This is a genomic window from Intestinibacillus massiliensis (assembly GCF_900155735.1).
Lineage (GTDB): Bacteria > Bacillota > Clostridia > Oscillospirales > Butyricicoccaceae > Intestinibacillus > Intestinibacillus massiliensis.
The window spans coordinates 292422-317015 of sequence record NZ_LT707060.1; the positions used below are offsets into that span (position 1 = coordinate 292422).

Annotated in this window: 21 protein-coding genes; 13 read left to right on the top strand and 8 right to left on the bottom strand. The window is 64.6% G+C overall.

Annotated features, from left to right (window positions below; genetic code table 11):
* Positions 1–1017, top strand: a complete 1017-nt coding sequence (mnmA, locus tag CZ203_RS12850) for a tRNA 2-thiouridine(34) synthase MnmA (protein ID WP_087066505.1) — start codon at positions 1–3, stop codon at positions 1015–1017.
* A gap of 41 nt (positions 1018–1058) precedes the next feature.
* Here the strand turns inward: mnmA and pth are convergent, their stop codons facing one another.
* The 3 genes from pth to CZ203_RS12865 form a co-directional block, all read right to left on the bottom strand.
* Positions 1059–1706 carry an aminoacyl-tRNA hydrolase gene (gene pth, locus CZ203_RS12855; protein WP_087066506.1) on the bottom strand — a complete coding sequence of 216 codons (648 nt, stop codon included), beginning with the start codon at positions 1704–1706 and terminating at the stop codon, positions 1059–1061.
* 73 nt (positions 1707–1779) lie between these two features.
* Positions 1780–3438, bottom strand: coding sequence for a DAK2 domain-containing protein (locus CZ203_RS12860; RefSeq protein WP_087066507.1), 1659 nt, complete (start codon positions 3436–3438; stop codon positions 1780–1782).
* A 16-nt stretch (positions 3439–3454) separates the two neighbouring features.
* Positions 3455–3805, bottom strand: a complete 351-nt coding sequence (locus CZ203_RS12865; RefSeq protein ID WP_087066508.1) for an Asp23/Gls24 family envelope stress response protein — start codon at positions 3803–3805, stop codon at positions 3455–3457.
* A gap of 197 nt (positions 3806–4002) precedes the next feature.
* On the opposite strand from CZ203_RS12865, the gene lexA reads away from it, so the two are divergent.
* Genes lexA through CZ203_RS12880 form a run of 3 tightly spaced genes read left to right on the top strand, consistent with a single transcriptional unit; the run spans position 4003 to position 7753 of the window.
* On the top strand, positions 4003–4599 hold the full coding sequence (gene lexA / locus CZ203_RS12870) for a transcriptional repressor LexA (protein WP_087066509.1): 597 nt from the start codon (positions 4003–4005) through the stop codon (positions 4597–4599).
* 4 nt (positions 4600–4603) lie between these two features.
* Complete coding sequence (gene recG / locus CZ203_RS12875) at positions 4604–6643, top strand: ATP-dependent DNA helicase RecG (protein ID WP_087066510.1); 2040 nt, start codon at positions 4604–4606, stop codon at positions 6641–6643.
* Between the two features lie 30 nt (positions 6644–6673).
* A complete protein-coding gene (locus tag CZ203_RS12880; protein ID WP_143436222.1) occupies positions 6674–7753 on the top strand; it encodes an FAD-binding protein in 1080 nt (359 codons plus the stop codon).
* A gap of 49 nt (positions 7754–7802) precedes the next feature.
* Here the strand turns inward: CZ203_RS12880 and CZ203_RS12885 are convergent, their stop codons facing one another.
* From CZ203_RS12885 to CZ203_RS12895, 3 genes are all read right to left on the bottom strand, one after another.
* The gene (locus CZ203_RS12885) at positions 7803–8201 is read right to left on the bottom strand and encodes a DUF3783 domain-containing protein (RefSeq protein ID WP_087066511.1); all 399 of its coding nucleotides are present in this window, start codon (positions 8199–8201) and stop codon (positions 7803–7805) included.
* A gap of 26 nt (positions 8202–8227) precedes the next feature.
* A complete protein-coding gene (locus CZ203_RS12890; protein ID WP_087066512.1) occupies positions 8228–9325 on the bottom strand; it encodes a metallophosphoesterase family protein in 1098 nt (365 codons plus the stop codon).
* Positions 9326–9891: 566 nt separating this feature from the next.
* Positions 9892–11109: an ATP-binding protein gene (locus CZ203_RS12895; protein WP_087066513.1), complete on the bottom strand. Its 1218-nt coding sequence runs from the start codon at positions 11107–11109 to the stop codon at positions 9892–9894.
* A gap of 38 nt (positions 11110–11147) precedes the next feature.
* On the opposite strand from CZ203_RS12895, the gene CZ203_RS12900 reads away from it, so the two are divergent.
* From CZ203_RS12900 to CZ203_RS12920, 5 genes are all read left to right on the top strand, one after another.
* Complete coding sequence (locus CZ203_RS12900) at positions 11148–11789, top strand: DapH/DapD/GlmU-related protein (protein WP_087066514.1); 642 nt, start codon at positions 11148–11150, stop codon at positions 11787–11789.
* Between the two features lie 204 nt (positions 11790–11993).
* On the top strand, positions 11994–13289 hold the full coding sequence (locus CZ203_RS12905) for a DapH/DapD/GlmU-related protein (protein WP_207651269.1): 1296 nt from the start codon (positions 11994–11996) through the stop codon (positions 13287–13289).
* Positions 13290–13361: 72 nt separating this feature from the next.
* A complete protein-coding gene (locus CZ203_RS12910) occupies positions 13362–14321 on the top strand; it encodes a ribose-phosphate diphosphokinase (RefSeq protein WP_087066516.1) in 960 nt (319 codons plus the stop codon).
* Between the two features lie 96 nt (positions 14322–14417).
* Positions 14418–15200 (top strand): TIGR00282 family metallophosphoesterase, encoded by a 783-nt coding sequence (locus CZ203_RS12915; protein ID WP_087066517.1) that lies wholly within the window; start codon positions 14418–14420, stop codon positions 15198–15200.
* 15 nt (positions 15201–15215) lie between these two features.
* Complete coding sequence (locus CZ203_RS12920) at positions 15216–16124, top strand: hypothetical protein (RefSeq protein WP_087066518.1); 909 nt, start codon at positions 15216–15218, stop codon at positions 16122–16124.
* A gap of 40 nt (positions 16125–16164) precedes the next feature.
* Here CZ203_RS12920 and CZ203_RS12925 read toward each other — a convergent pair whose 3' ends face one another.
* Positions 16165–16692: a GNAT family N-acetyltransferase gene (locus CZ203_RS12925; protein WP_087066519.1), complete on the bottom strand. Its 528-nt coding sequence runs from the start codon at positions 16690–16692 to the stop codon at positions 16165–16167.
* A gap of 141 nt (positions 16693–16833) precedes the next feature.
* Positions 16834–18105 (bottom strand): adenylosuccinate synthase, encoded by a 1272-nt coding sequence (locus tag CZ203_RS12930; RefSeq protein WP_087066520.1) that lies wholly within the window; start codon positions 18103–18105, stop codon positions 16834–16836.
* A 135-nt stretch (positions 18106–18240) separates the two neighbouring features.
* Between CZ203_RS12930 and CZ203_RS12935 the strand changes: the two genes are divergently transcribed.
* The 4 genes from CZ203_RS12935 to glgB all read left to right on the top strand — a co-directional run bounded on the left by CZ203_RS12935 (position 18241) and on the right by glgB (position 24486).
* Positions 18241–19413 carry a cysteine desulfurase family protein gene (locus CZ203_RS12935; RefSeq protein ID WP_235847532.1) on the top strand — a complete coding sequence of 391 codons (1173 nt, stop codon included), beginning with the start codon at positions 18241–18243 and terminating at the stop codon, positions 19411–19413.
* Positions 19414–19448: 35 nt separating this feature from the next.
* A complete protein-coding gene (thiI, locus tag CZ203_RS12940; protein WP_087066521.1) occupies positions 19449–20615 on the top strand; it encodes a tRNA uracil 4-sulfurtransferase ThiI in 1167 nt (388 codons plus the stop codon).
* Positions 20616–20673: 58 nt separating this feature from the next.
* The gene (locus CZ203_RS12945) at positions 20674–21918 is read left to right on the top strand and encodes a competence/damage-inducible protein A (RefSeq protein WP_087066522.1); all 1245 of its coding nucleotides are present in this window, start codon (positions 20674–20676) and stop codon (positions 21916–21918) included.
* A 267-nt stretch (positions 21919–22185) separates the two neighbouring features.
* Positions 22186–24486, top strand: a complete 2301-nt coding sequence (gene glgB / locus CZ203_RS12950; protein ID WP_200809487.1) for a 1,4-alpha-glucan branching protein GlgB — start codon at positions 22186–22188, stop codon at positions 24484–24486.
* Positions 24487–24594: the final 108 nt, after the last annotated feature.

Consider the following 24594-nt stretch of genomic DNA (forward strand, 5'->3'; position numbering starts at 1 on the left):
ATGGATAAGGTAGTTTTAGGGCTGTCGGGCGGCGTGGATTCCGCGGTGGCCGCCGCGCGCCTGCGCGCGCAGGGCTTCGAGGTGCACGGGCTGTTCCTGGAGGTCGGCCTGGGCGGTACAGAGGACGCGCAGCGCGTCGCGGGCAGCCTCGGGGTCCCGCTCTATGTTGCGCACCGGGCGGAGGAGCTGGAGCGCAACGTGTGCGCCTATTTCGAGCGGGAATACTGCGCGGGGCGCACGCCGAACCCATGCGTCATGTGCAACCCGACGGTCAAGTTTAAGGCGCTTACCGCGTACGCGGACGAGATCGGCGCGCGCTATGTCGCAACCGGGCACTATGCGCGCACCGGGCGGGACACGCAGGGGCGCGCCCTGCTGCTGCGCGCGCGGTCGGAAAAGGACCAGAGCTATATGCTGTGCCGCCTGCCGCGCAACGTGATCGGGCGCTGCATCTTCCCGCTCGGCGAAGCGCAGGGCAAGGACGAGGTGCGCGCGGAGGCGCGCGGGCATGCGCTGCCGATCGCGGATAAGCCGGACAGTATGGACATCTGCTTTGTGCCGGACGGCGACTTTGCGGGCTGGCTGGAGCGCCGCGGCGCCTGCCTGCCCGCGGGCGATTTCGTCGACCGGCAGGGCAATGTGCTCGGGCGGCACCGGGGCATCCACCACTATACGGTGGGGCAGCGGCGCGGCCTTGGGGTCGCGGCGGAGGGGCGCCTCTTTGTGCACGAGATCGACGTGCCGGGCAACCGCGTCGTGCTTTCGCTCGACGATGTGCACCGTGCGGAGATCGCCGTGCGGGACGTCAACTGGTGCGCGCCGGAGTACGCGGCGGACGGCGCGTTTTCCTGCGGGGTGCGCGTGCGCTACTCCAAGAAGGCGGCCGCGGCCACCGTTTACCCCGAAGGGGACGGCGCGCGCGTGGTTTTTGAAACGCCGGTGCGCGCGCCGGCCGCGGGGCAGGCCGCCGTGTTTTACGACGGCGATATCGTCATCGGCGGCGGCTTCATAGGTTAAAGAAGGGCGGTACCCCTCATGGGTACCGCCCTTTCCTGCCCTTATTCGGATTTGCCGTTAAAATACTGCGCCGCGTGCGCCGCGCCGTTCCGGACGATATCTTCCGCCGCCTCCGCCGCGCGGGCGAGCGCCGGGGCAAACTGCTTTTCCTCGTCCGGCGTCAGGCGGGACAGCACCCAGTCGGCCAGGTCGTAATCCGGGTGCGGCTTTGCGCCGACGCCGATCTTGACGCGGGGGAACTGGTCGGTGCCGAGCTGCGCGATGATGCTCTTGACGCCGTTCTGCCCGCCCGCCGAGCCTTTGGGGCGCACGCGCAGGCGGCCGACGTCGAGCGAGATGTCGTCAAACAGCACGACGATGCGCGCCGGCGGGATCTTGTAAAAAGCCGCGGCCTCGCGCACGGCCTCGCCGGACAGGTTCATAAAGGTCTGCGGCTTCATAAACAGCACCCGCGCGCCGCCGAACGTGCCCTCCCCGGTCAGCGCCTTGAATTTGAGCCGGTCGATTTTCTGGCCGGTTTTGGCGCAGTATGCGTCGAGCGCGCGGAAGCCCGCGTTGTGGCGCGTCATCGCGTATTTGTCGCCCGGGTTGCCCAGGCCGACGACCAGCCACTCCACCGGGCCGGCGGCGGGCGCGGCCTTCTGCGCCTTTTCCGCCTCTAGCTTTGCAAATACATCAAAAATAGACATGTTTATCCCCTCAAAAAGCCTCCCCTTAGTCAGGGGAGGCTGCTTTTTTCCTGCTTGGAATGCCGCGGCCGCCTTACTCTACCGACAGGATGTAGTAGTAGACCGGCTGGCCGCCGTCGATCATCGTGACCTCGAGGTTCTTATTCTCCTTGCGGAACAGCTCCTCGACGCGCGCCGCGTCCTCCGCGGTAACGCCTTCGCCGAAGATGATGGTCGCAAAGGCGCTGTCCGGTTCGACCATTTCGCGCACAAGCTTTTTGAGCACGTCGTAGGCCTTCTTGTGGCTCGCGCACAGCTTGCCCTCGCACAGGGCGAGGTACTCGCCCTCCTTGATCTTCTTGCCGTCAAACTCGCTGTCGCGCGCGGCATAGGTGACCTGGCCGGCGCGCACGCCCGCAATCGCCCCGGTCATGCCCGCGGTGTTCTGCCCCTGCTCGCCGTCCGGGTCGAATACCAGCAGCGCGGAGATGCCCTGCGGGATGTTCTTTGTCGGGATGACGATGACCGTCTTGTCCGAAAGGTGGGCGGCCTGTTCCGCGGCCATGATGATGTTCTTGTTGTTCGGCAGCACGTACACGATTTCCGCAGGCACCGCGTCGACGGCGCGCAGGATGTCGTTCGTGGACGGGTTCATGGTCTGCCCGCCCTGCACGACCCGGTCGACGCCGAGGTCGGTGAATACGCTTTTCAGCCCCGCGCCGGCCGCGACCGCCACAAAGCCGTATTTCTTTTCCGGCGCGGCGATGACGCGCTCCTTGGGCACGGGCGCGGTCTCCTCGAGCACCTTGGCCGTGTGCTGCTCGCGCATGTTTTCGATCTTGACGGTCAGCAGGGGGCCGAACTTGAGCCCCTCGCCGATCGCCTTGTTCGGCTCGTCGGTGTGGACGTGCACCTTGACGATGTCGTCGTCTTCCACCACGACAAGGCTGTCGCCGATCTCGCCCAGCAGCGCGCGCATCCGCGCGACGTTGCGGGACTTGTCGCGGCGCTCCGCGATGAATTCCGTGCAGTAAGTATAGGTGATGTCCTCGTCCGAGATCGCGCCGAAGTCCGCGGCCGTGCGGTTTGCCACGGGGGCCGCCGTATGCGTGCGACGGATGCCGAGGAACGCGTCGCGCATCCCGCCCCAGATGGCGAGGAAGCCGAAGCCGCCCGCGTCCACCACGCCCGCCTTGGCAAGCACGGGGTTCTGCGCGGTGGTCTCCGCCAGCGCGGTTTCGCCGCGCTCGAGCACCGCGTCCAGCACCGCGGCGACCGGGAGCGCGGGGTCGGCCTGGCATTTTTCAAGCGCGTACTGCGCCGCGACGCGCGATACGGTCAGGATCGTGCCCTCCGCGGGTTTCATGACCGCCTTATACGCGGTATCCACGCCCTCGCGCAGCGCAATGGCGAGGTCGCGGCCGTCCGCCTGTTCCTTTTCGCGCAGCTTTTTCGCCAGGCCGCGGAACAGCAGGGACAGGATGACGCCCGAATTGCCACGCGCGCCGCGCAGCAGGGCGGAGGCCGTGGTATCGACCGCCTTGGAAAGCGGCGGGGCGTCGAGCTTGGCCATCTCGTCCATCGCGGCCGCCATGGTCAGCGACATGTTGGTGCCGGTATCGCCGTCCGGCACGGGGAACACGTTCAGCTCGTTGGCCTGTTCCTTCTTGTCGCGGATCGCAAGGGCGCCCTCGATCACCATGGAGCGGAAAAGCTGCCCGTCTATCGTAGTATGCTCGGTTGTGTTAGACATGTTACTTAACTCCTTATCAGTCGGCCTTGATGCTGTCCACATAGATATCGACGTTCTTGACGTCCACGCCGGTCAGGCGCTCGACATTGTAGCGCACCTCGCCGATGATCGAGCGGCACACGGTCGCGATATTGACGCCGTGCTCCACCGCGATATGCAGGTCGATATTGACGCCGCCGTCCGGCGCCTCGGCGATGCGTACGCCGCGGCTCTGGTTTTCGCGGCGCAGCAGGTGGGCGAGCCCGTCGGATACCGAGCGCACCGTCATCCCCTTGACGCCGAAGCAGCCGGAGGTGACGAAACCCGCGATGCCGGCCATGACTTCTGGAGCGATTTCGATATATCCAAGATCGGTTTTGATAGTCATAATGTAGAAAACCTCCTAAACGCGTTCGCGATCCTTCCCAGTATGTGCTTTTCTCTATTCTATAATACTTGCGGGGAGAGTACAAGGGAAATTTGCCGCAGGTGGCGCAGGTAAGCAAAACATTTGTTTGCATTCATGCCGCGTTTGTTGTATAATGGACAAAACAAACATGCGTTTTCATGAAGGAGGCCGCTCGAATGAAGAAAATTTCGGCGAAGCAGCAGAAAATCCTGGAATATATTGCGGAATTTACGGCGCAGAACGGCTACCCGCCTTCCGTGCGTGAGATCGGCGCGGAGGTCGGCCTGCGTTCCCCGAGCACGGTACACGCGCATCTCAAGACCCTGCGCGACCTGGGCTACCTGGAAAAGGGCGACCATAAGACGCGCGCGCTGTCCATCCGCGGCACGGCGGGCGCGGTGCAGAAGGTGCCGATCCTCGGGCAGGTCACCGCGGGCATGCCGATCCTCGCGGTCGAGCAGATCGAGGGCTACCTCCCCATGGACCTCACCGGCAAGTACGGCGAGCATTTCGCGCTGCGCATCCGCGGCGAATCCATGATTGGCGCGGGCATCCTGGACGGCGACCTGATCGTCGTGCGCAAGCAGGAGACCGCCCGCTCCGGGCAGATCGTCGTGGCGCTGCTGGAGGACGAGGCGACCTGCAAGCGCCTGAAGCTGGAGGACGGCGAAATCTGGCTCATGCCGGAAAACCCCGCCTTCCCGCCGATCGACGGCACGGGCTGCACCATCCTGGGCGTGGTGGTCGCGGCCTACCGCCAGTACCAGGCCTGACCCCATGGCGGCATTGTCGGACAGCGTGCGTGCGGTGCGCGGCGTCGGCCCCAAAAAGGCCGCGCTGCTCGAGGGCATGGGGCTTTACACGCTGGAGGATGCGCTTTACGCCTACCCCCGCGACTATGAGGACCGCACCGCGATCGTCCCGGTTGCCGATGTGCGCGACGGGGACAGGGCGTGCGTATGCGCGGTTGTGGGCACGGCGCCCGTGCTGCGGCATATCCGCCGCGGCATGGATATTACCAAGCTTACGGTATTCGACGGGAGCGGCACGCTCCCGGTGACCTATTTTAACAACAAATACGTGGCCGCGCAGCTGCGGCAGGGCGCGGCCTACCTGTTTTACGGCCGCGTGCAGGGCGAGGGGCGCGCCCGCATGATGGTGTCGCCCGAATTTGAACGCTGCGAGGAGGACAGGCCGCAAGGCCGCATCGTCCCGGTCTATGCGCTGGCGGCGGGCGTCACCCGGCGCGACATGGAGCGCGTGACCGACGCGGCGCTCCAGGCGCTTGGGGGCGCGGGGATGCCGGATTTCCTGCCGCAGCCCCTCCGGGAAAAGTACGGGCTGCCGGAACTGCGGCACTGCCTGCGCCGCATCCACCGGCCGGAAACGCTGGAGGATGTGCGCCTGGCGCGCCGCCGGCTGGTTTTCGAGGAGCTGTTTTTGCTGTGCTGCGGGCTTTCGCGCCTGCGGGAGCGCCGGCGCGGCGAGCGCGGCACGGCGTTTCTGGACACCGGGCTGGCGGCTTTCTGGGACGCGCTCGGCTTCCCGCCGACCAGCGCGCAGCGGCGCGCGGTAGAAGAAGTGCGGTGCGACGTAGCTTCCGGGCGGCCGATGAACCGCCTGGTGCAGGGCGACGTCGGCTCGGGGAAGACCGTCGTGGCTGCGGCGCTTTGCGTGCTCGCGGCGCAGAACGGGTATCAGGCCGCGCTCATGGCGCCGACCGAAATCCTGGCCGCGCAGCACTATGAAACCCTGGCGCCCCTGCTCGGGCGGCTGGGGCTTTCCTGCGCCCTGCTGACAGGGTCGATGGGCGCGGCGGCGCGGCGCGAGGCGCTCGCGGAAATCGAAAGCGGGCGCGCGCAGGTCGTGGTCGGCACCCACGCGCTCATCCAGAAGGGCGTGACGTTCCGCCGCCTCGGCGCGGTCGTCGCGGACGAGCAGCACCGTTTCGGCGTGGCGCAGCGCGCGGCGCTCTGCGCCAAGGGGGAAACGCCGCATGTGCTCGTCATGTCCGCGACGCCGATCCCGCGCACGCTCGCGCTCATCCTGTACGGCGACCTCGACGTTTCCGTGCTGGACGAGCTGCCGCCCGGCCGACGGCCGGTCGAAACCTACGCGGTGGGCGAAAAGATGCGCCAGCGCATCTATAAATTTATGGAAAAGCAATGCGCCCTGGGCGGGCAGGCATACGTCGTGTGCCCGCTGGTCGAGGAGGGCGAAACCGGGCTGCGCAGCGCGCAGCAGCACGCGGAGATCCTGCGGCAGGAACTGCCGGGGCGGCGCGTCGGGCTGCTGCACGGGCGCATGAAGCCCGCGGAAAAGGACGGGGTGATGGCCGCGTTCGCGGCGGGCGCGCTGGACGTGCTCGTATCCACCACGGTCATCGAGGTCGGCGTGAACGTGCCGAACGCCACGCTTATGGTCGTCGAGGACGCCGACCGGTTCGGCCTGTCGCAGCTCCACCAGCTCCGCGGGCGCGTGGGGCGCGGCGAGCGGCAGTCCTACTGTATCTTTTTCGGCGTGGACAAGGGCGAGGCCGCGCGCGGGCGGCTCCGGCTGCTCAGCGCCACGTCGGACGGGTTTGAAATCGCGCGAGCGGACCTTGCGCAGCGCGGGCCGGGCGACTTTTTCGGCGCGCGGCAGCACGGCCTGCCGCCCCTCCGCCTGGCCGACCTCGCGGGCGATATGGCGCTGCTGCAAAGTGCGCAGGAGGAGGCCGCGGCGCTGCTGGCGGAAAGCCCGGCGCTGGAGGGGTACCCGCTGCTGCGCGCCCGCGTCGAAAAGATGTGGGGGCAGGCGGGCGATATTTTCAATTGACCGGGGAAGCCCCCTTATGAGGAGCGTGAAATGGGATTGAGCCAGGATATGTATGATATTGCGGTCGTCGGCGCAGGCCCTGCGGGCGCGACCTTTGCGCGCCTTGCGGCGGCGCAGTACCGCGTGCTGGTGCTGGACAGGAAAACCGACGCGCCGGGCAGCTTCCATAAGCCCTGCGGCGGGCTGCTGTCGCCGGACGCGCAAAAGGCGCTGTCCCGCTTTGACCTGACGCTGCCCAAGGAGGTGCTGGTCGACCCGCAGATCTTCTCGGTCAAGACCATCGACCTGGCGACCGGGCTGACGCGGCATTACCAGCGCTTTTACGCCAATCTCGACCGCCACAAGTTCGACCGCTGGCTGCAATCCCTCATCCCGCCGCAGGCGGACTGCGTCACCGGGCAGTGCACGGCGGTAAAGCGCGATGGGGACGGTTTCCGGCTGTCCTGCCGCCTGGCGGACGGCGCGATGCGGGAGTACCGCGCAAGAGCCCTTGTCGGGGCGGACGGCGCGGGTTCCTTGGTGCGGCGCGCGTTTTTCCCGCAGAAGCAGATCAGGCGTTATGTCGCCATCCAGCAGTGGTTTCCGGAAACGCACCGCAGCCCGTTCTATTCCTGCGTGTTCGACCCCGAGACCTCGGACTGCTGCTCGTGGTCGATTTCCAAGGACCATTATTTCATCTTCGGCGGCGCGTTTGCGCCAAAGGGCTGCCGCGAAAGCTTCGAACGGCAGAAGGAAAAGCTCAAGGCGTTCGGTTTCCAGTTTGGCGAGCCGCTCCGGACGGAGGCATGCCAGGTGCTGCGCCCCTCCTCGCCGCGCGCGTTCTGCACGGGGGAGGGGGACGTGTTCCTGATCGGCGAGGCGGCGGGCTTTATCAGCCCCAGCTCGCTCGAGGGCTTTAGCTGGGCGATCCAGAGCGGCACGATGCTAGCGGAGGCGCTGGCGCCGGGGTTTGCGGGCGCGGCGGCGCGTTACCGCCGCAAGACGCGCGCGCTGCGCGTCCGGCTGACCGGCAAGATGCTCAAATGCCCGTTCATGTACCGCCCCGCCCTGCGGCGGCTGGTGATGGAAAGCGGCGTCGGCAGCATCCGGCTATACGGGGAAAAGAAGTAAAAAAGCGGACGGCTTATCCTAGCCGTCCGCCTTTTTGCGTCTTCGTATTTTACCCTTTTTGCCCTTTGTGGAAAGCCTCGTGTTCCTGCCGCAGCTCTTCGGCCAGCGCGGCGAACGTCCAGCCGAGGTTGTGCTCGGTCACGACCGCCTTGAGCGCGATGGAAGGCACGCCGGCCTTTTTGAGCGCGGCGAGCATCGCGTCGATCCGCCGCCCGGTGAAGTTTTTCAGGATGAGCACCTCGTCCGTGACGGCGGGCGCCTCCGTCCCTTCGGGCTGCGGCCCGAAACCGTCGACGCCCACGAGGTAGCCGACCGTTTCGCCCGTCTGCGCGGGGGTGATTGCGTGGAAACGCACGCCCAGGCGCGCGAACACCATTTTCATCTGGGTCTGGTAGCCGGCCGGCGCGGGGCTGTAAAAATAGACGGCCTCCTGGAAAGCATTTGCCATGGGGGATCCTCCTTCATGTCCGGGGGTTATACGGCGGCCTGGGGGAACGCCTCGCCCTCAAGCGCGGCGAGCGCGACCCGCAACGCAAAAAGCGCCTGCGCACGCGCGCCCTCATCCGCCGCGTCGTCATATTGCTTGCGGAAACGGCGCGTCACCGCGCCCCGCAGGCCGTCGTCCGCGGCATAGCGCCACGGGTCGCGCCAGCGGACGGATTCGTCGCGCAGCGCGGCCGATAGGAAAACCTGCGCCAGTGCGTTTTGCAGCGCCGCCAGGTCGGGTTCGTAGCGCTTTTCCCCGGAGAGCGTCAGCGTCGCACAGATGCGGCTGTGGTGCGGCGGGATTTGCGCGGCGACCGCCTTGCCGAGCGCGCGGTCGTCCCCGATGCCCTCCATCGGCTGCGTGAGCGACAGGAATTCCACGCCGCCGCCCGGCGTCCATTGCAGGTTCACGCCTGCGCGCGAGACTTCGCCCAGCAGGTAGCCGCGCGGGCCGTCCTCCTGCGCCGTGCGCCCCATCAGGCTGCCGGGGCAGGCGTAGGCCGTGCCGCCGGCACGCCGCAGGCCGGAAAACTCGTGGTTATGCCCAAGCGCGGCATAGGTAAAGCCAGACGCTTCAAGATCCGCCGCGGTGAGCGGGTTGTAGCCGCTGCCCGTGAGCAGGTCGGCATGTACCAGCAGGATGTTGCACACGTCCTGCTGCAGCGGCGCGGTGACCGGGATCGCGGCCGACGTGCCGCAAAACGCCGCGCCCCAGATGACGGTATCCCCATCCAGCTGGAAGGGTTCCAGGTGCGTGCGGTCGAAAACATGGACGTTTTCCGGCAGTTCGCCGCTGTAAGGGCTTTCCGGGCAAAGGTAATCGTGGTTGCCGGGCGCGATCAGCACCGGGCAGCGCGCCTTGGAAAGCAGCGTCATGGCCTGCGCGGCCAGCGGCGCCGGCGGGGTGGGCGCGTCGAACAGGTCGCCCGCGATGAGCACCGCGTCCGTACCCAGGTCGGCCGCGCGGTGCAGCGCCATGGCGAACGCTTCGAGCTGGGCGGTGCGGCAGGCGGCCGCGGCCTGCGGGGGCAGGCTGTCATAGGGCGCGCCGAGGTGCAGGTCGGCAAGATGCAGTATTTTAGGCAAGGCTTTGGCCTCCTTTGGCGAAAGATGTTTTTGCGCCTATCGGCGGGGCGCGCAAAAGTAACGATAGGATCGGCGCGCCTGCGCCATGATACCACAGCGGCGGTATCATAAATATAAGATCGACGGTATAGTAGGCGCGTCTGCGCCATGATGCCACGGGAGTGGTATCATAAATATAAAATCACAGGTATAGTAGGCGCCCGTGCGCCTATTATACCATGGCGCGCCCGTGCGCACAACCGCGCGTTCCCCCTGCAGTATGGACAGCGCGCGGCGGGTCCAACCGTAAAAGGCATGGCAAAGGCCCGCTCGGGGGAGAGCGGGCCTTCGTCGTGCGTATTCTTCACAAAATAAAAGGGGGGTAAAAGAGAAATAAAAGATAGGTTGGCATTTTGATACTTCAGTGAGGTCCGTAGGGGGAACGTCCCTTGCTGATGGTCTTAGTATACCGCAGCTTTCCCCGGAATGTGTGAATAGTCCGTGAACGGCTTGTTAAGGATTTGCTACGATTTTGCAACAAAATCTTAAAGACGTATAAAAGGCGGGGGAAACGCGGCGCAGGGGGCTTACCGCCCGCCCCTGTGGCGCTTGATGAGGCGGATATCCTCCCCGAAAAAGCGGAGCTGGGAGAACTCGCCGAGGATGCGCGAGGCGATGGCGGGGGAGTAGCGCTTTTCCAGCTCGCCCGGCACCAGGTTGGTGTTGATGATCATCGCGCGGCGCACCATCAGCCGGTGGTTGAGCAGGCTGTAGAGCGCCGAAGTCGTAAACGCCGTCGTCAGCTCCGCGCCGAGGTCGTCGATGATCAGGAGGTCGGCGTCCTGGTACTTGCGGATTTGGCGCATGGCGCCCGCCGCGTCCGCGCCGCCGAACTTTTCCGTTTCAAAGTGGCCGAGGATGTTGATTGCCGTATCATACGCCACGGAGAAGCCGCGCTCGGACACCGTTTTGGCGATGCAGGTCGACAGGAAGGTCTTGCCCAGCCCGGCGGAGCCGTAGAGCAGCAGGTTCCCGGCGTGCGAGGTAAAGTGGCGGGCGTATTCGGAGCACTCGTCGAAGTTGTATTCGATATTCTCGCGCGGGGAAATGCCCATGCGCGCGTCCGGCTTTTCGGAATAATAGTCGAACCGGAAGGATTCAAAATTCTGATCCGCGACCGGCAGGATGGTGGACAGGCGCTCGGTCAGCTTCCTGGCGTAGCGCGCCTTGAGGCACTCGCACGGGTGGGTGCCGATGTAGCCGAGGTCGGCGCACACCGGGCAGGAGGGGCGCAGCGAAAGGTAGTCCGGGGCGAAGCCGTTTTGCATCAGCAGGGTTTCGCGCTCCTTTTGCAGCGCGAGGTTGCGGTCTCGCAGGCGGGCGACGGCCACCGTGGGGTCGTCGCCGGATTCCAGGGCGGCGCGCACCACGCCGGCGNCCGTGAGCAGGTCGGCATGTACCAGCAGGATGTTGCACACGTCCTGCTGCAGCGGCGCGGTGACCGGGATCGCGGCCGACGTGCCGCAAAACGCCGCGCCCCAGATGACGGTATCCCCATCCAGCTGGAAGGGTTCCAGGTGCGTGCGGTCGAAAACATGGACGTTTTCCGGCAGTTCGCCGCTGTAAGGGCTTTCCGGGCAAAGGTAATCGTGGTTGCCGGGCGCGATCAGCACCGGGCAGCGCGCCTTGGAAAGCAGCGTCATGGCCTGCGCGGCCAGCGGCGCCGGCGGGGTGGGCGCGTCGAACAGGTCGCCCGCGATGAGCACCGCGTCCGTACCCAGGTCGGCCGCGCGGTGCAGCGCCATGGCGAANCATCAACTTCTTCCATATTTCACGGGGCGTCATGATCTTCGCGCCCGAATCGACCTATATTTCCCCCGACGCGGTGATCGGCGCGGGCACGTCCATCCTGCCCGGTACGATGATCAAGCCCGGCTGCCGGATCGGCGAAAACGCCAAGATCGGCCCGAACACCATCCTGGAGCAGGCCGAGATCGGCGCGGGCACGAGCGTCAACAGCTCGCAGGTCTACGAGTCGTCCATCGGCGCGGAAGCCACGGTCGGCCCGTTTGCGTACGTCCGCCCCGGCTGCCAGGTCGGCGACCACGCCCGCATCGGCGATTTCGTGGAGCTGAAGAAGGCCAAGATCGGCAACGGCACCAAGGTTTCGCACCTGACCTATATCGGCGACGCGGAGGTCGGCGAGCGCGTGAACTTTGGCTGCGGCACGGTCGTGGTCAATTACGACGGCTATGTAAAGAGCAAGACGGTCATCGGCGACGACTGCTTTATCGGCTGCAACACCAACCTGGTCGCGCCGGTCACGCTGGGCGACCGCGCCTTTACGGCGGCGGGCACCACGGTGACGACCGACGTCCCCGCGGGCGCGCTGACGGTGNTCGCCGTCGCCGCATTTGATGAGCTTATCGGCCACTTCGGCGCGCAGCACGCAGAATTCGCCCCCGGTCAGGAGCAGGGCGGGTAATGACATATTGGGTTTCCTCCGCAGGCAGGCCGGGAAAAGGCCTGCAAATTGGTATGAAAATATTATATCCTGTCAAAAGAGATCACGCAAGGGGGGTGCAAATTTTCTTATTTTAGCAGATGATTTTTGGGTTGCCGTATAGTATAATAAAAAAGAATGATTCATACGCGCGGGTTTTGCCGCGAAATCGAAAGGATTTTTCTGATGGACAGTATGACAACGGTATTATTGGGGAATTGCCGCGGGGACGACGGGATTTTCGCGTTTTCGCGTGAAATCCTGTTCCGCACCGCGGGCGCCTGGGTGGCGGACACCCTGCCGCACGAAACCTGCGGCCAGGCCTACTATTTATGCGCGGAGGACGCGCCCGCAGTACCCGGCGCGGTTTCCGTCCCCTGCGAAACGGGGAAGCGGTACGAAGTGCTGGCGTCGCTCGACGAGGCGTTCCAGTGTGAAAACGTGCTGGTCGTATCCGCGCCCATGCCGGAGCTGACGCGGCGCGACTACCTGCGCCTGCTCGGCACGCACGGCAACGCGGGCAACGACGTCACCGTCCTGTGCTGCGACGGCGGCGTGAGCGAGCGCTACGCCATCGTGCGCGACGAGGACGACGCGTTTGTCTCCATCGCGCAGGGTGAGGGCGAACGCGCCCTGCACGCGGCGGTTTTCCGCGCGCCCGTACTTAAGGAGGCGCTGGCGGCCGGCGCGGGCTGCCTCTACGACGTGGTCAACGCGGCGGTGCGTTCCGGCGCGCAGGTCGGCGTGGCGCACGTCGGCACGGTGACCGAGATCGTCACCGGGCTGGACGCTTACCATGTGCAGCGCCGCATGATGGAGCGCATCAACTTCTTCCATATTTCACGGGGCGTCATGATCTTCGCGCCCGAATCGACCTATATTTCCCCCGACGCGGTGATCGGCGCGGGCACGTCCATCCTGCCCGGTACGATGATCAAGCCCGGCTGCCGGATCGGCGAAAACGCCAAGATCGGCCCGAACACCATCCTGGAGCAGGCCGAGATCGGCGCGGGCACGAGCGTCAACAGCTCGCAGGTCTACGAGTCGTCCATCGGCGCGGAAGCCACGGTCGGCCCGTTTGCGTACGTCCGCCCCGGCTGCCAGGTCGGCGACCACGCCCGCATCGGCGATTTCGTGGAGCTGAAGAAGGCCAAGATCGGCAACGGCACCAAGGTTTCGCACCTGACCTATATCGGCGACGCGGAGGTCGGCGAGCGCGTGAACTTTGGCTGCGGCACGGTCGTGGTCAATTACGACGGCTATGTAAAGAGCAAGACGGTCATCGGCGACGACTGCTTTATCGGCTGCAACACCAACCTGGTCGCGCCGGTCACGCTGGGCGACCGCGCCTTTACGGCGGCGGGCACCACGGTGACGACCGACGTCCCCGCGGGCGCGCTGACGGTGGCGCGCGCGCGGCAAAAGAACCTGGAGGGCTGGAACGACCGCAGGCGCGCCGCGCACGGGCAGGATAACGGCTGAGCCGGTTAAAAAGATGAGATAGGACGCACAATAAAGAACGATTGCATTATTTGCAGGGGGTACGAAAAAAACATGATTTCTCACGGTAAGAATATCAAAATTTTCTCCGGTAACTCGCATCCGGCGCTGGCGATGCAGATTGCCTCCGCGCTCGGCCTGCCGCTCGGCAAGGCGACGGTAAACACCTTTTCCGACGGCGAAATCTCGGTGTCGATTGCGGAGAGCGTGCGCGGCTCGGACGTGTTCCTCGTCCAGTCGACCTGCGACCCGGTCAACAGCAACCTGATGGAGCTGCTCATCATGATCGACGCGTGCAAGCGCGCGTCCGCCGGCCGCATCACGGCGGTCATCCCGTACTTCGGCTACGCCCGCCAGGACCGTAAGAACAAGGCGCGCGACCCGATCTCCGCGAAGCTCGTGGCCGACCTGATCACGACGGCCGGCGCGGACCGCGTGCTGACGATGGACCTGCACGCCTCCCAGATCCAGGGCTTCTTCAACATCCCCGTGGACAATATGCTGGGCACCTCGGCGCTCATCCCGCATATCGCGGGCAAATTCGGCTGCGGCCGCGACGACGTCGTCATCGTATCCCCCGACCTCGGTTCGGTCAGCCGCGCGCGCAAGTTCACGGAGAAGCTCGACCTGCCGCTCGCGATCATCGACAAGCGCCGCCCGAAAGCCAACGTGTCCGAGGTCATGAACATCATCGGCGACGTGCGCGGCAAGAAGGTCATCCTGGTGGACGACCTGATCGACACCGCGGGCACGCTGGTGCACGCCGCGAACGCCCTGGTGGAAAAGGGCGGCGCGACCGAGATTTACGCCTGCGCCACGCACGGCGTGCTGTCCGGCCCCGCGATCGAGCGCATCCAGAACAGCCCGATCCAGGAGCTGACCCTGCTCGACACCATCGCGCTGCCGCAGGATAAGCAGATCGACAAGATCAACATCCTGCCGGTCGCCCCGGTCTTTACGGAAGCGATCGCGCGCATTTATGAAGAGGTTTCGGTCTCCCCGCTGTTCGACTAAAGGCGGGGCTGCCCGCCCCGGGCGGGGCGGCGGATGAAAAAACAAGGCGGCGCGTTCCGGCAGGGCGCGCCGCTTTTTGGATAGGGAAAAGGGTATATGAAACTGCTTTGTATCGGGGACGTGGTCGGCAAGCCCGGCCTGTCTGCCCTGCGGAACCACCTGCGCGCGCTCCAGAAGGGGTGCGGCGCGGATTTTACCATTGTCAACGGCGAAAACGCCTCCGGCGTGGGCATCACCCCCGCGCAGGCGGATGATATTTTTGCCGCGGGCGCGGACGTGATCACGCTCGGGAACCACGTGTTCAACAAGCGGCAGATCGTCCCGTACCTGGAGGACAACCGCTATATCCTGCGGCCTGCGAACCTCGCGCCGCAGCTCCCCGGCGAGGGCGCCGGCGTCTATGAGGCGTGCGGCTACCGCCTGCTGGTGATGAACCTGATCGGCCGCTGCGACATGGCCTTCGGCCCGGACAACCCCTTCCTGGCCGCGGATAAGCTCCTGCGGCAGTACGAGGGGCGCTACGACCTCGCGGTGTGCGAAATCCATGCGAACGCGACGAGCGAAAAGCTCGCGATGGGCTACTATCTGGACGGCCGCTGCGCCGCGGTCTGGGGCACGCACACGCATGTGCAGACGGCGGACGAGCGCGTCAACCCCAAGGGCACGGGGTACGTGACCGATATCGGCATGACCGGCCCGTGGTGGTCGGTGCTCGGCGTAAAGGCCGAGCAGTCGGTCGCGATGTTCCGCGGCGACCTGACGGAATACTTCCAGCCTGCGGAGGGCGAATGCGTGCTCTCGGGCGCGCTGTTTGAAATTGATACCGGAAGCGGGATGTGCCGTTCGGTGCGCCGGATCTGCAACCACATCCCAGTGTGACGAGGGAGGCTTTTTATGAAAAAATGGATCTCTGCACTGCTGGCGCTCGCGCTGTGCGCGGGGTTGCTTGCGGGCTGCGGCGGCGCGGCGGACGATGCGCCGCCGGAGGGGCCGGTTACCATGGGCAAAGGCGTGGCCGAGGGCACGCTGGACGGCAATATTTACAGCTTGCCCGGCATCGGCATGGAGCTGCATATCCCGGAAGGGTATGAGATCGTGACGGGCAAGGCGCTCGACCGCCAGCTTGCGGCCAAGGCTTCCAGCCTGTACCGTTTCGCGGCGCGCCGCCAGGACCGGCAGGAGGTGCTGACCTTCTTCGTGCTCGACAGCGAGCAGACGCCGGGGCAGTACCTGGAAGAGGCGCGCGGCAAACTGGAAACGCAGCGCGAGGCGGTCGGCGAGGTCGAGGATATGCGTATCGCGGGGTTTGACTTCAAGGTGCTGCGCAACGAGGCCAAGGACGCGGACGGCAACGCGCTTGTCGAACTGAGCCTGGTTTACGGGCAGGACGGCGAGCTGTTCTGCATCGGCGAGCTGTGCCCGGCGGAGGCCGAGGACGACGCGCGCGCCGCGCTGGAGCAGATCATCCGATCCACCCGGACGGACGGCGCGGAAGACGGGGCGGCGGAGGCTGCCTTTACCGAGGAGGAGATCGGCGCGGCTAAGCAGGCGGTGCTGTCCTATGCCGCCGCCCAGGGCTTTGCGGCGGAAAACCTGCGGTTTGACGCGGAAAAGGACGAGGCCTGGACGCCCGCCATGATGCGCACCGGCAACCCGATGGAAGGGCGCGACCGCGCCAACGTGATCACGCTGACGGGCGACGCGGTATTTGAACATACGAAAAAGGAAGATTGCATGTTCACGCTTTACCGGGAGGGCGCGGACGGCGCGTGGATCCTGGAGGACGGCAATTTCGGCTATTAATGCATAAAGGAAGGCGGAAGCATCGTGCTTCCGCCTTCCTTTATGCATATTCGTCCCGCGTAATGGAGAAGCACAGGTGATCCTGCACCGTGCCGTCCCACAGGCGCTCCGCCAGCCTCCGGCGGCCCTCCAGGCGAAAGCCGCACTTTTCCAGCACCCGGCGGGAGGCCGGGTTGCCCGGGTAGCAGGTCGCGGAGACCAGGTCGAGCGACAGCGCGCCGAAGGCATGCCGGAGCGCGCCCCGGACGGCCTCCGTCATGTAGCCCTGCCCCCAGCAGGCCGCGTCCAGCGCGTAGCCGACCATGCGCGTGCGGCCGTTTTCGCGCGCAGGGTCCGGGATCAGGCCGATGGAGCCGATCAGCTTGCCGTCCGCGCGGCGCACGATTGCCCACACGTCGTCGCGCTCGAGGAAGACCGCCCGCATGATTTCCCGCGTTTCCTCGAGGCTCCCATGCGGCTTCCAGCCCGCCCGCGGGCCGACGTCCGGGTGCTTGGAATATTCGTACACGGCGGGCGCGTCGGCCTCCGTCATCGGGCGGAGCAGCAGGCGGCGTGTTTGGATTTCCATGGTTTACCCCCTTTTCTCGTTAGGCCGGGGTGGCGTTGGAAAAACCCTCGGCGCATATAAAAATGGCCGCGTATGCGGCCATTTTTTGTGTAACGGCGGGACATGTGCCGGCCGCTTCCCTTTTCAAACTATACTGCCGCCTTACCGGATGGCGATTACCTGGTCGCGCGCGGGGCCTACGCCAAGCATGGAGACGCGGCAGCCGCAGATGCGCTCAAGCTCGCGGATATAATCCTGTACGCTAACCGGCAGCTCGTCAAAGCTGCGGCAGCCCGTGATGTCCTCGGTAAAGCCGTCGAACTCCTCGTAAACCGGCTTGCAATGCTCCAGGTCGGCAAAGTCCGCCGGGAACTCGGTCAGGCGCTCGCCCTTGAAATCGTACGCGACGCAGACCTTGAGCTTCGGCAGGCCGCACAGCGGGTCGATCTTGTTGATGACAAGTTCGGTCAGGCCGTTGACGCGCACCGCATAGCGCGCGATGACGGCGTCAAACCAGCCGGTGCGGCGCGGGCGGCCGGTGACCGTGCCGAACTCGCCGCCGGCCTTGCGGATATAGTCGCCCGTCTCGTCGAACAGCTCGGTCGGGAAGGGCCCCTTGCCGACGCGGGTCGTGTAGCTCTTGCAGATGCCCATGATCTCGGTGATGGCGGTCGGGCCGACGCCGGAGCCGATGCAGCAGCCGCCGGAAACCGGGTGGGAAGAGGTGACATAGGGATAGGTGCCCATGTCGAGGTCGAGCAGCGTGCCCTGCGCGCCTTCAAACAGCACGTTCTTGCCGGACTTGACGGCTTCATAGGTCATGACGGTCGTATCGCGCACATGGCTGCGCAGGCGCTCTGCGTAACCGCGGTACTCTGCCAGGACGGCTTCAATGTCGACCGGATCGCCGCCGTAAACGCCGGTGATCACCTTGTTCTTGCGCGCGCAGGCCTCGCGCATGGCCTCCTCAAAGCGCCCGCCGACAAAATCGTGCATGCGCACGCCGATGCGCTCCGCCTTGTCCATGTAGGTGGGGCCGATGCCCTTTTTGGTGGTGCCGATATCGTCGCCGCCGCGCGCCTTTTCCGAGAGCGCGTCAAGCTCGAGGTGCCACGGCAGGATGCAGTGGCAGCGGGCGTCGATAAACAGCTTGTCCGCGGAAACGCCCTTCGCGGCCAGGCCGTCGATCTCCTTGAGGATCGCGCGCGGGTCGACCACCACGCCCGGCCCGATGATGTTTACGCAGTCTTTATAGAGAATACCGGAGGGGATGAGCTGCAGCTTGTAGGTTTCGCCGTTTACGACGACCGTGTGGCCCGCGTTGTTGCCGCCCTGGCTGCGGACGACCAAGTCGGCCTCGCCTGCGAAAATGTCAATGAACTTCCCCTTGCCCTCGTCGCCCCACTGGGCGCCCAAAATTACCTTACCCGGCATATCAAAATAGCCCCTTTCAATCGGATGCACATCTTTTTTGCAGCATAAAGCCACATGCCTACTTATTATAGCATCAAAAAGCGTGCCTTTCAATAGAAAAGGTGCAAAATAGTGGTTGGCACGGGGCGGGGGCGGATGTATAATATACTGGTACGGGAATCCGGAAGAAAGGGCGAAACCATGCATTATTTGGACAATTCGGCGACTACGCCGGTGCTGCCGGAGGCGGCGGAGGCGGCGGTGCACGCCATGCGGGAGGCGTTCGGGAACCCCTCCTCCCAGCACCGGCTGGGCAACCGCGCCGCGGCAATGCTCAAGGAGTCGCGCGCCTGCGTGGCGCAGGCCATGGGCGCGCAGCCCGGCGAGGTTTATTTTAATTCCGGCGGCACCGAGGGCATCAACACGGCGGTTTTCGGCGTCTGCCGTAAGAATTTCCGCCGCGGGAAGCATATCATCACAACGGCGGTGGAGCATTCCGCCACGCTGAACAGCCTGAAAAAGCTGGAAGGCGAGGGCTTTTCGGTCACCCGCCTCCAGCCGGACGTGGACGGCCATATCCCGCTGGGGCGGCTGGAGGAAGCGCTGCGGGAGGACACCATCCTGCTGACCTGCATGCTGGTCAATAACGAGGTCGGCGCGTGCATGCCGGTGGGGGAGATGGGCAGGCTGCTCAAGCGCCGCTGCCCGCACGCGCTGTTCCATATCGACGCGGTGCAGGGCTTTTTCCGCGTCCCGCTCACGCCCGCGAAATGGGGCTGCGACCTGATGAGCGTTTCCGGCCACAAGGTCGGCGCGCCCAAGGGGATCGGCGCGTTCTATATGAAAAAGGGCGTGGCGCTGCCGCCCCTGCTGTACGGCGGCGGGCAGGAAAACGGCTTCCGCCCGGGCACCGAGCCGATGCCGAACATCGCGGCGCTCGCCGCGGCCTGCCGGGTGCGCGCGGCGGCCTTTGCGGGGGACTGCGAACATGTGCGCGGCCTGTGCGCGTACCTCAAGGCGCAGGTGGCGGAAGCCTTCCCATGGGCGGTACAGAACGGCGTAAACGACGTGCCGCACGTCGTCAGCCTGTCGTTCCCGGGATGCAAGAGCGAAGTCATGCTGCGCATCCTGGAGCAGGAGGAGGTCTATGTATCGGCCGGCTCGGCCTGCGCCAAGGGGCATGAAAGCCACGTGCTGCGCGCGATGGGGCTGCCAAAGGAGCGCATCGACAGCGCGCTGCGCGTGTCCTTCGCGCCGCACAACACGCGGGCGGATGTGGACGCGTTCATCGCCGCGGCGCGCAAGGGTGCGGCGATGCTCAGGAGATAAACGGCGGGGCGCACGCCCCCTGAAAAGGAGAACATATGAAGGAAGTTTTATTGCTCAAGTGCGGCGAGATCGTACTCAAGGGTTTGAACCGCAAAAAGTTTGAAGACCGCCTGCTCGGCAACCTGCGCCGCCGCATCCGCGCGGTCGCGCCGTGCCAAGTCGAAATCCACCAGTCGGTCATCTACGTCTGGATCCCGGAGGACGCGGACGGGGACGCGGTGACGGAGGCGGTGCGTCGCGTGTTCGGCGTAGCGACGATCTGCCGCGCCGCGGTCTGCGAGAAGACGCTCGAAAGCATGCAGGCGGCCGCCGAGGACTACCTCGCCGATCGTATCGCGGACGCGCGCAGCTTCAAGGTCGAGACCAAGCGCGGGGACAAAAAATTCCCCATGACCTCCATCCAGGTCTCGCAGCACATCGGCGGCGAGCTGGCGGACAAATATAAGCACCTGCAGCCCGATATGCACACGCCCGAACTGACCGTCCATTTGGAAATCCGCACGGAGCACGCCTTTGTGCACGCCGGGCCGGAGCCGGGCGCGGGCGGTATGCCCGTCGGCGCGAACGGCCGCGCGGCGTTCCTGCTTTCCGGCGGCATCGACTCGCCGGTCGCGGGGTATATGATGGCAAAGCGTGGGCTGGAGCTGGTCGGCGTGCACTTTTTCAGCTATCCCTACACTTCGGAACGCGCCAAGGAAAAGGTGGTCGAGCTTGGCCAGATCCTGACGCGCTATACCGGGCGCATGCCGCTGCTCATTGTGCCGTTCACCAAGATCCAGGAAGAGATCCGCGACAAGTGCCACGAGGAGCTGTTCACGCTGGTGATGCGCCGCTTTATGATGCGCATCGCGGAGCGGCTCGCCGTGCAGTACGAATGCGGCGCCCTGATCACGGGCGAGAGCCTCGGCCAGGTCGCGAGCCAGACCATGCCTGCCATGGCGGTGACCGGCGCGGTGTGCGAGCTGCCCGTGTTCCGCCCGGTGATCGGCATGGACAAGGAGGAGATCGTCCGCATCGCGCGCAAAATCGACACGTTTGAAACCTCTATCCTGCCATATGAGGATTGCTGCACGGTCTTTACCCCCAAGCACCCGAACACCCGCCCCAAGCTGCCCAAGATCCTGGAGGCCGAAAGCCGCCTGGATGTGGAAACGCTGGTCGGCGAGGCCGTCGCAGGGACGGAGCGCATCGTCCTGGGCTGACCCCGGCGGGGCGCCGCAGGCAATATGACGGAAAGAACCGAAGGGAGTTAATATCATTATGAACGCAGAACTGATCGCAGTGGGCACGGAAATCCTGCTGGGCGACATCGTCAATACCGACGCGCAGGTTATCTCGCAGGGGCTGTCCGAGCTGGGCATCAACGTATTTTACCAGACGGTCGTGGGCGACAACCCGGAACGCCTGCGCGGCGTGATTGAAAACGCCAAGCAGCGCGCGGATATCATTATCACGACGGGCGGCCTCGGGCCGACGCTCGACGACCTGACCAAGGAGACCCTTGCCACCGTATTCGGCAAGAAGATGGCGCTGCACCAGCCGTCGCTCGACCGCATCGTGTCGTTCTTTCACGATATCGGCAAGGAGATGACGAAGAATAACGAAAAGCAGGCATGGCTGCCCGAGGGCTGCACCGTGTTCGTCAACGAATGGGGTACCGCGCCCGGCTGCGCCTTCGAGGCGGACGGCAAGCACGTGCTCATGCTGCCCGGCCCCCCGCGCGAGTGCAACCCAATGTGGAAGCACTGCGCGATGCCCTACCTCTACCCGCTGGCGGGCGGCTGCATCGTGTCCCACAACGTGCGTGTGTTCGGCACCGGCGAATCCATGATGGAGGCCAAGCTGCACGATATGATGGCGCGGATGGAGAACCCGACGATCGCGCCCTACGCCAAGATTTCCGAGTGCTTCGCGCGCGTCACCGCCAAGGCGGATACCGCCGAGGAGGCGGAGCGCCTGCTCGCGCCCGTCGTGCGCGAGGTGTGCGACATCCTGGGCGACGACGTTTACGGCGTGGACGTGGATTCCCTCGAGCAGGTGGTCGGGGACGGCCTGAAGGCGCGCGGCCTGACGCTGGCCGTTGCGGAGAGCTGCACGGGCGGCCTGCTGTCCAAGCGCATCACCGACGTGCCGGGCTGCTCGGCCTACTATAAGGGCGGCGTGTGCTCCTATTCCAACGAGGTCAAGATGGGCGTGCTCGGCGTGCAAAAGGGCACGCTGGATACGGTCGGCGCGGTATCGCCGGAAACGGCAGAGCAGATGGCCGCGGGCGTGGCAAAGGCGCTCGGCGCGGATGTCGGCGTGGGCATCACGGGCATCGCGGGGCCGGACGGCGGCACGGCGGAAAAGCCGGTCGGCCTCGTCTATATCAGCGTGTATTACGACGGGCGCAACGTGACCCGTAAAATGCAGTCCAAGCTGGGCCGCGACCGCGTGCGCAACCAGGCGGCGTCGACCGCGCTCGACCTGGTGCGGCGGCACGTGTTCGGCGCGGCGGAGTGCTGAAATAACGCGCCCGCGGGCAGTCCGTTAAGTTACAGCGGGGCGGCAAAAACCCGTTTATTGGACAGCGGCAAAAAATAAAAGATAGGAAAAAGTCCGGTAAATCTGAAATTTACTGGACTTTTTTTTGTAAGTGTTGTATACTATCCCTAGTAAAATTGGATGGGTTATCGCAAAATCTGTGCTAAAATCACAAAAAAGACTGTAAAAGAATGGATATTAAGAGAGAATTCACGCATTTTGCGATGCGTTTAGGAGGAGATGAGCAAAATGGCTTTAGAAGCAAAAAAACTCTCGCGCAATGAGCATGGTCAATTGTTTTACTCGGGGCGCGACTGCCGCGCATATGAATTTATGGGTGCGCACCCCGCGAAACAGGACGGCCAGGAGGGCGTAAATTTCTGTGTTTATGCGCCCAATGCCAAGAGCGTGTCAGTCATTGGCTCGTTTAACGAATGGGAACGAGAGAAAAGCCCGATGGCCATGGACGAGCAGGGCGTATGGGAGCTTTTTATCCCGGGCGTGCAGCAATATGACTCGTATAAGTACAGCGTCGAGACTGCAATCGGCGACATCATCGATAAGGCGGACCCCTACGGCTTCCATTCCGAGACCCGCCCCGCGAATGCGTCGAAGTATTACGACCTGGAAGGCTACCAGTGGAACGACGCCGGCTGGCTGAAATGGCGCAGCGAAAACCTTGCATACGATAAGCCGCTCAATATTTACGAGATGCATTTTGGCTCCTGGAAGATGAAGGAGGACGGCAACTTCTATTCCTACCGGGAGATGGCGGAAGAGCTTGTGCCTTACGTAAAGGAAATGGGCTATACGCATATTGAAGTCATGCCGCTGACGGAATTCCCATATGATGGTTCCTGGGGGTACCAGGTCACGGGGTATTTCGCCGCGACCTCGCGCTACGGCACGCCGCAGGACCTCATGTATTTCATCGACAGGTGCCACCAGGCGGGCGTCGGCGTCATCATGGACTGGGTGCCGGCGCACTTCCCGAAGGATGGGCACGGCCTGGTCGAGTTCGACGGCTCGTACCTTTACGAGTACGCCGACCCGCGCAAGATGGAGCACAAGGAGTGGGGCACCCGCGTATTCGATTACGGCAAGGTGTCCGTGCGCAACCTGCTGATGTCCTCCGCCATGTTCTGGATCGAGCAGTTCCATATCGACGGCCTGCGCGTGGACGCCGTGGCTTCCATGCTCTACCTCGATTACAACCGCCAGGACCAGGGCTGGACGCCCAACATCCACGGCGGCCGCGAAAACCTCGAGGCGGTCGATTTCCTCCGCCTGATGAACGAGAAGATCCTGACCGACCATCCCGACGTGCTCATGATTGCCGAGGAATCCACCGCGTGGCCGATGGTCACCAAGCCGGGCTACGACGGCGGCCTGGGCTTCAACTTCAAGTGGAACATGGGCTGGATGAACGACATGCTCTGCTACTGCGAGGCAAACCCGTTCTTCCGGAAGGACATGCATGAGAAGATCACCTTCTCGTTCATGTACGCCTTTTCGGAAAACTATATCCTGCCGCTGTCGCACGACGAGGTCGTGCACGGCAAGCGCTCGCTGATCGACAAAATGCCCGGCGAATACGCCGAGAAGTTTGCAGGCCTGCGCACGCTGTACGGCTATATGATGGCGCATCCCGGCAAAAAGATGCTGTTCATGGGCGGCGAATTCGGCCAGTTCACCGAGTGGGCGTACCACCGCGGCCTGGACTGGATGCTGCTCGATTACGACGCGCACCGCCAGCTCAAGGCGTACGTCAGCGCGCTCAACCATTTCTACCTGGACAGCAAGCAGCTCTGGGAGAACGACGTCGACTGGCAGGGCTTCCAGTGGATCGACCACGAGGACAGCCGCAACAACGTCATTTCCTTCCGGCGCATCGCAAAGGACGGCTCCGACCTCGTCGTCGTCGTCAACTTCGCGCCGGTTTATCACGAGCAATACCGCATCGGCGTGCCGTTTGCGGGCAGCTATGAAGAGGCCTTCTCGTCCGACCGGCCGGAGTACGGCGGCACGGGCGTGGCCAACGGCAAGCTCAAGACCGAGTCGGTGCCCTTCCATGGGCGCGACCAGTCGGTGCAGCTCAAGCTGCCGCCGCTCGGCATCGTATTCCTCAAGGGCACGCCCAAGCGCCGCCGCCGCACCAAGGCGGAGATCGAGGCCGCGAAAAAGGCGGCGGAGAAAAAGGCCGCGAAGGGCGCGCCGCGCGCCAAGGTCGGCACGAAACCCAAGACGGCAAAGACGGTGAAAAAGGCGGCGGCCGAGCCGGCTGCCACGGAAAAGGCGGTTGCAAAACAGCCGGGGAAGGCCGTGGTCAAGCAGCCGGAGAAGGCGGTTGCCAAAACGCCGGAAAAAGCGGTCGCAAAGCAGCCGGGGAAGGCCGTGGCCAAAACGCCGGAAAAGGCGGTCGCAAAGCAGCCGGAAAAGGCAGTCGCGAAAACGGCGGGCAAGGCTGGGGGACGCAAGGCGGAGGACATGCCCAAGGCCGATGCGGCGCCGGACGGCGCGGCAAAGGGCAAGGAGGGGACGGAGGCCTGAGTCCCACCAAGGGGGCGCCCCTGCAAACGGGGGCGGCGCACAAGGCGCGCGGTGATGGGAGCCGCGTGCCGCATGGTATAAAATCAACCGCCCAGCGGGCGGCTTACA

Excerpts from the sequence above, each read along its gene's own strand:
- mnmA (WP_087066505.1), top strand. The coding sequence starts at position 1 with ATGGATAAGGTAGTTTTAGGGCTGTCGGGCGGCGTGGATTCCGCGGTG.
- pth (WP_087066506.1), bottom strand. The coding sequence starts at position 1,706 with ATGTCTATTTTTGATGTATTTGCAAAGCTAGAGGCGGAAAAGGCGCAG.
- CZ203_RS12860 (WP_087066507.1), bottom strand. The coding sequence starts at position 3,438 with ATGTCTAACACAACCGAGCATACTACGATAGACGGGCAGCTTTTCCGC.
- CZ203_RS12865 (WP_087066508.1), bottom strand. The coding sequence starts at position 3,805 with ATGACTATCAAAACCGATCTTGGATATATCGAAATCGCTCCAGAAGTC.
- lexA (WP_087066509.1), top strand. The coding sequence starts at position 4,003 with ATGAAGAAAATTTCGGCGAAGCAGCAGAAAATCCTGGAATATATTGCG.
- recG (WP_087066510.1), top strand. The coding sequence starts at position 4,604 with ATGGCGGCATTGTCGGACAGCGTGCGTGCGGTGCGCGGCGTCGGCCCC.
- CZ203_RS12880 (WP_143436222.1), top strand. The coding sequence starts at position 6,674 with ATGGGATTGAGCCAGGATATGTATGATATTGCGGTCGTCGGCGCAGGC.
- CZ203_RS12885 (WP_087066511.1), bottom strand. The coding sequence starts at position 8,201 with ATGGCAAATGCTTTCCAGGAGGCCGTCTATTTTTACAGCCCCGCGCCG.
- CZ203_RS12905 (WP_207651269.1), top strand. The coding sequence starts at position 11,994 with ATGGACAGTATGACAACGGTATTATTGGGGAATTGCCGCGGGGACGAC.
- CZ203_RS12910 (WP_087066516.1), top strand. The coding sequence starts at position 13,362 with ATGATTTCTCACGGTAAGAATATCAAAATTTTCTCCGGTAACTCGCAT.
- CZ203_RS12915 (WP_087066517.1), top strand. The coding sequence starts at position 14,418 with ATGAAACTGCTTTGTATCGGGGACGTGGTCGGCAAGCCCGGCCTGTCT.
- CZ203_RS12920 (WP_087066518.1), top strand. The coding sequence starts at position 15,216 with ATGAAAAAATGGATCTCTGCACTGCTGGCGCTCGCGCTGTGCGCGGGG.
- CZ203_RS12925 (WP_087066519.1), bottom strand. The coding sequence starts at position 16,692 with ATGGAAATCCAAACACGCCGCCTGCTGCTCCGCCCGATGACGGAGGCC.
- CZ203_RS12930 (WP_087066520.1), bottom strand. The coding sequence starts at position 18,105 with ATGCCGGGTAAGGTAATTTTGGGCGCCCAGTGGGGCGACGAGGGCAAG.
- CZ203_RS12935 (WP_235847532.1), top strand. The coding sequence starts at position 18,241 with ATGTATAATATACTGGTACGGGAATCCGGAAGAAAGGGCGAAACCATG.
- thiI (WP_087066521.1), top strand. The coding sequence starts at position 19,449 with ATGAAGGAAGTTTTATTGCTCAAGTGCGGCGAGATCGTACTCAAGGGT.
- CZ203_RS12945 (WP_087066522.1), top strand. The coding sequence starts at position 20,674 with ATGAACGCAGAACTGATCGCAGTGGGCACGGAAATCCTGCTGGGCGAC.
- glgB (WP_200809487.1), top strand. The coding sequence starts at position 22,186 with ATGGCTTTAGAAGCAAAAAAACTCTCGCGCAATGAGCATGGTCAATTG.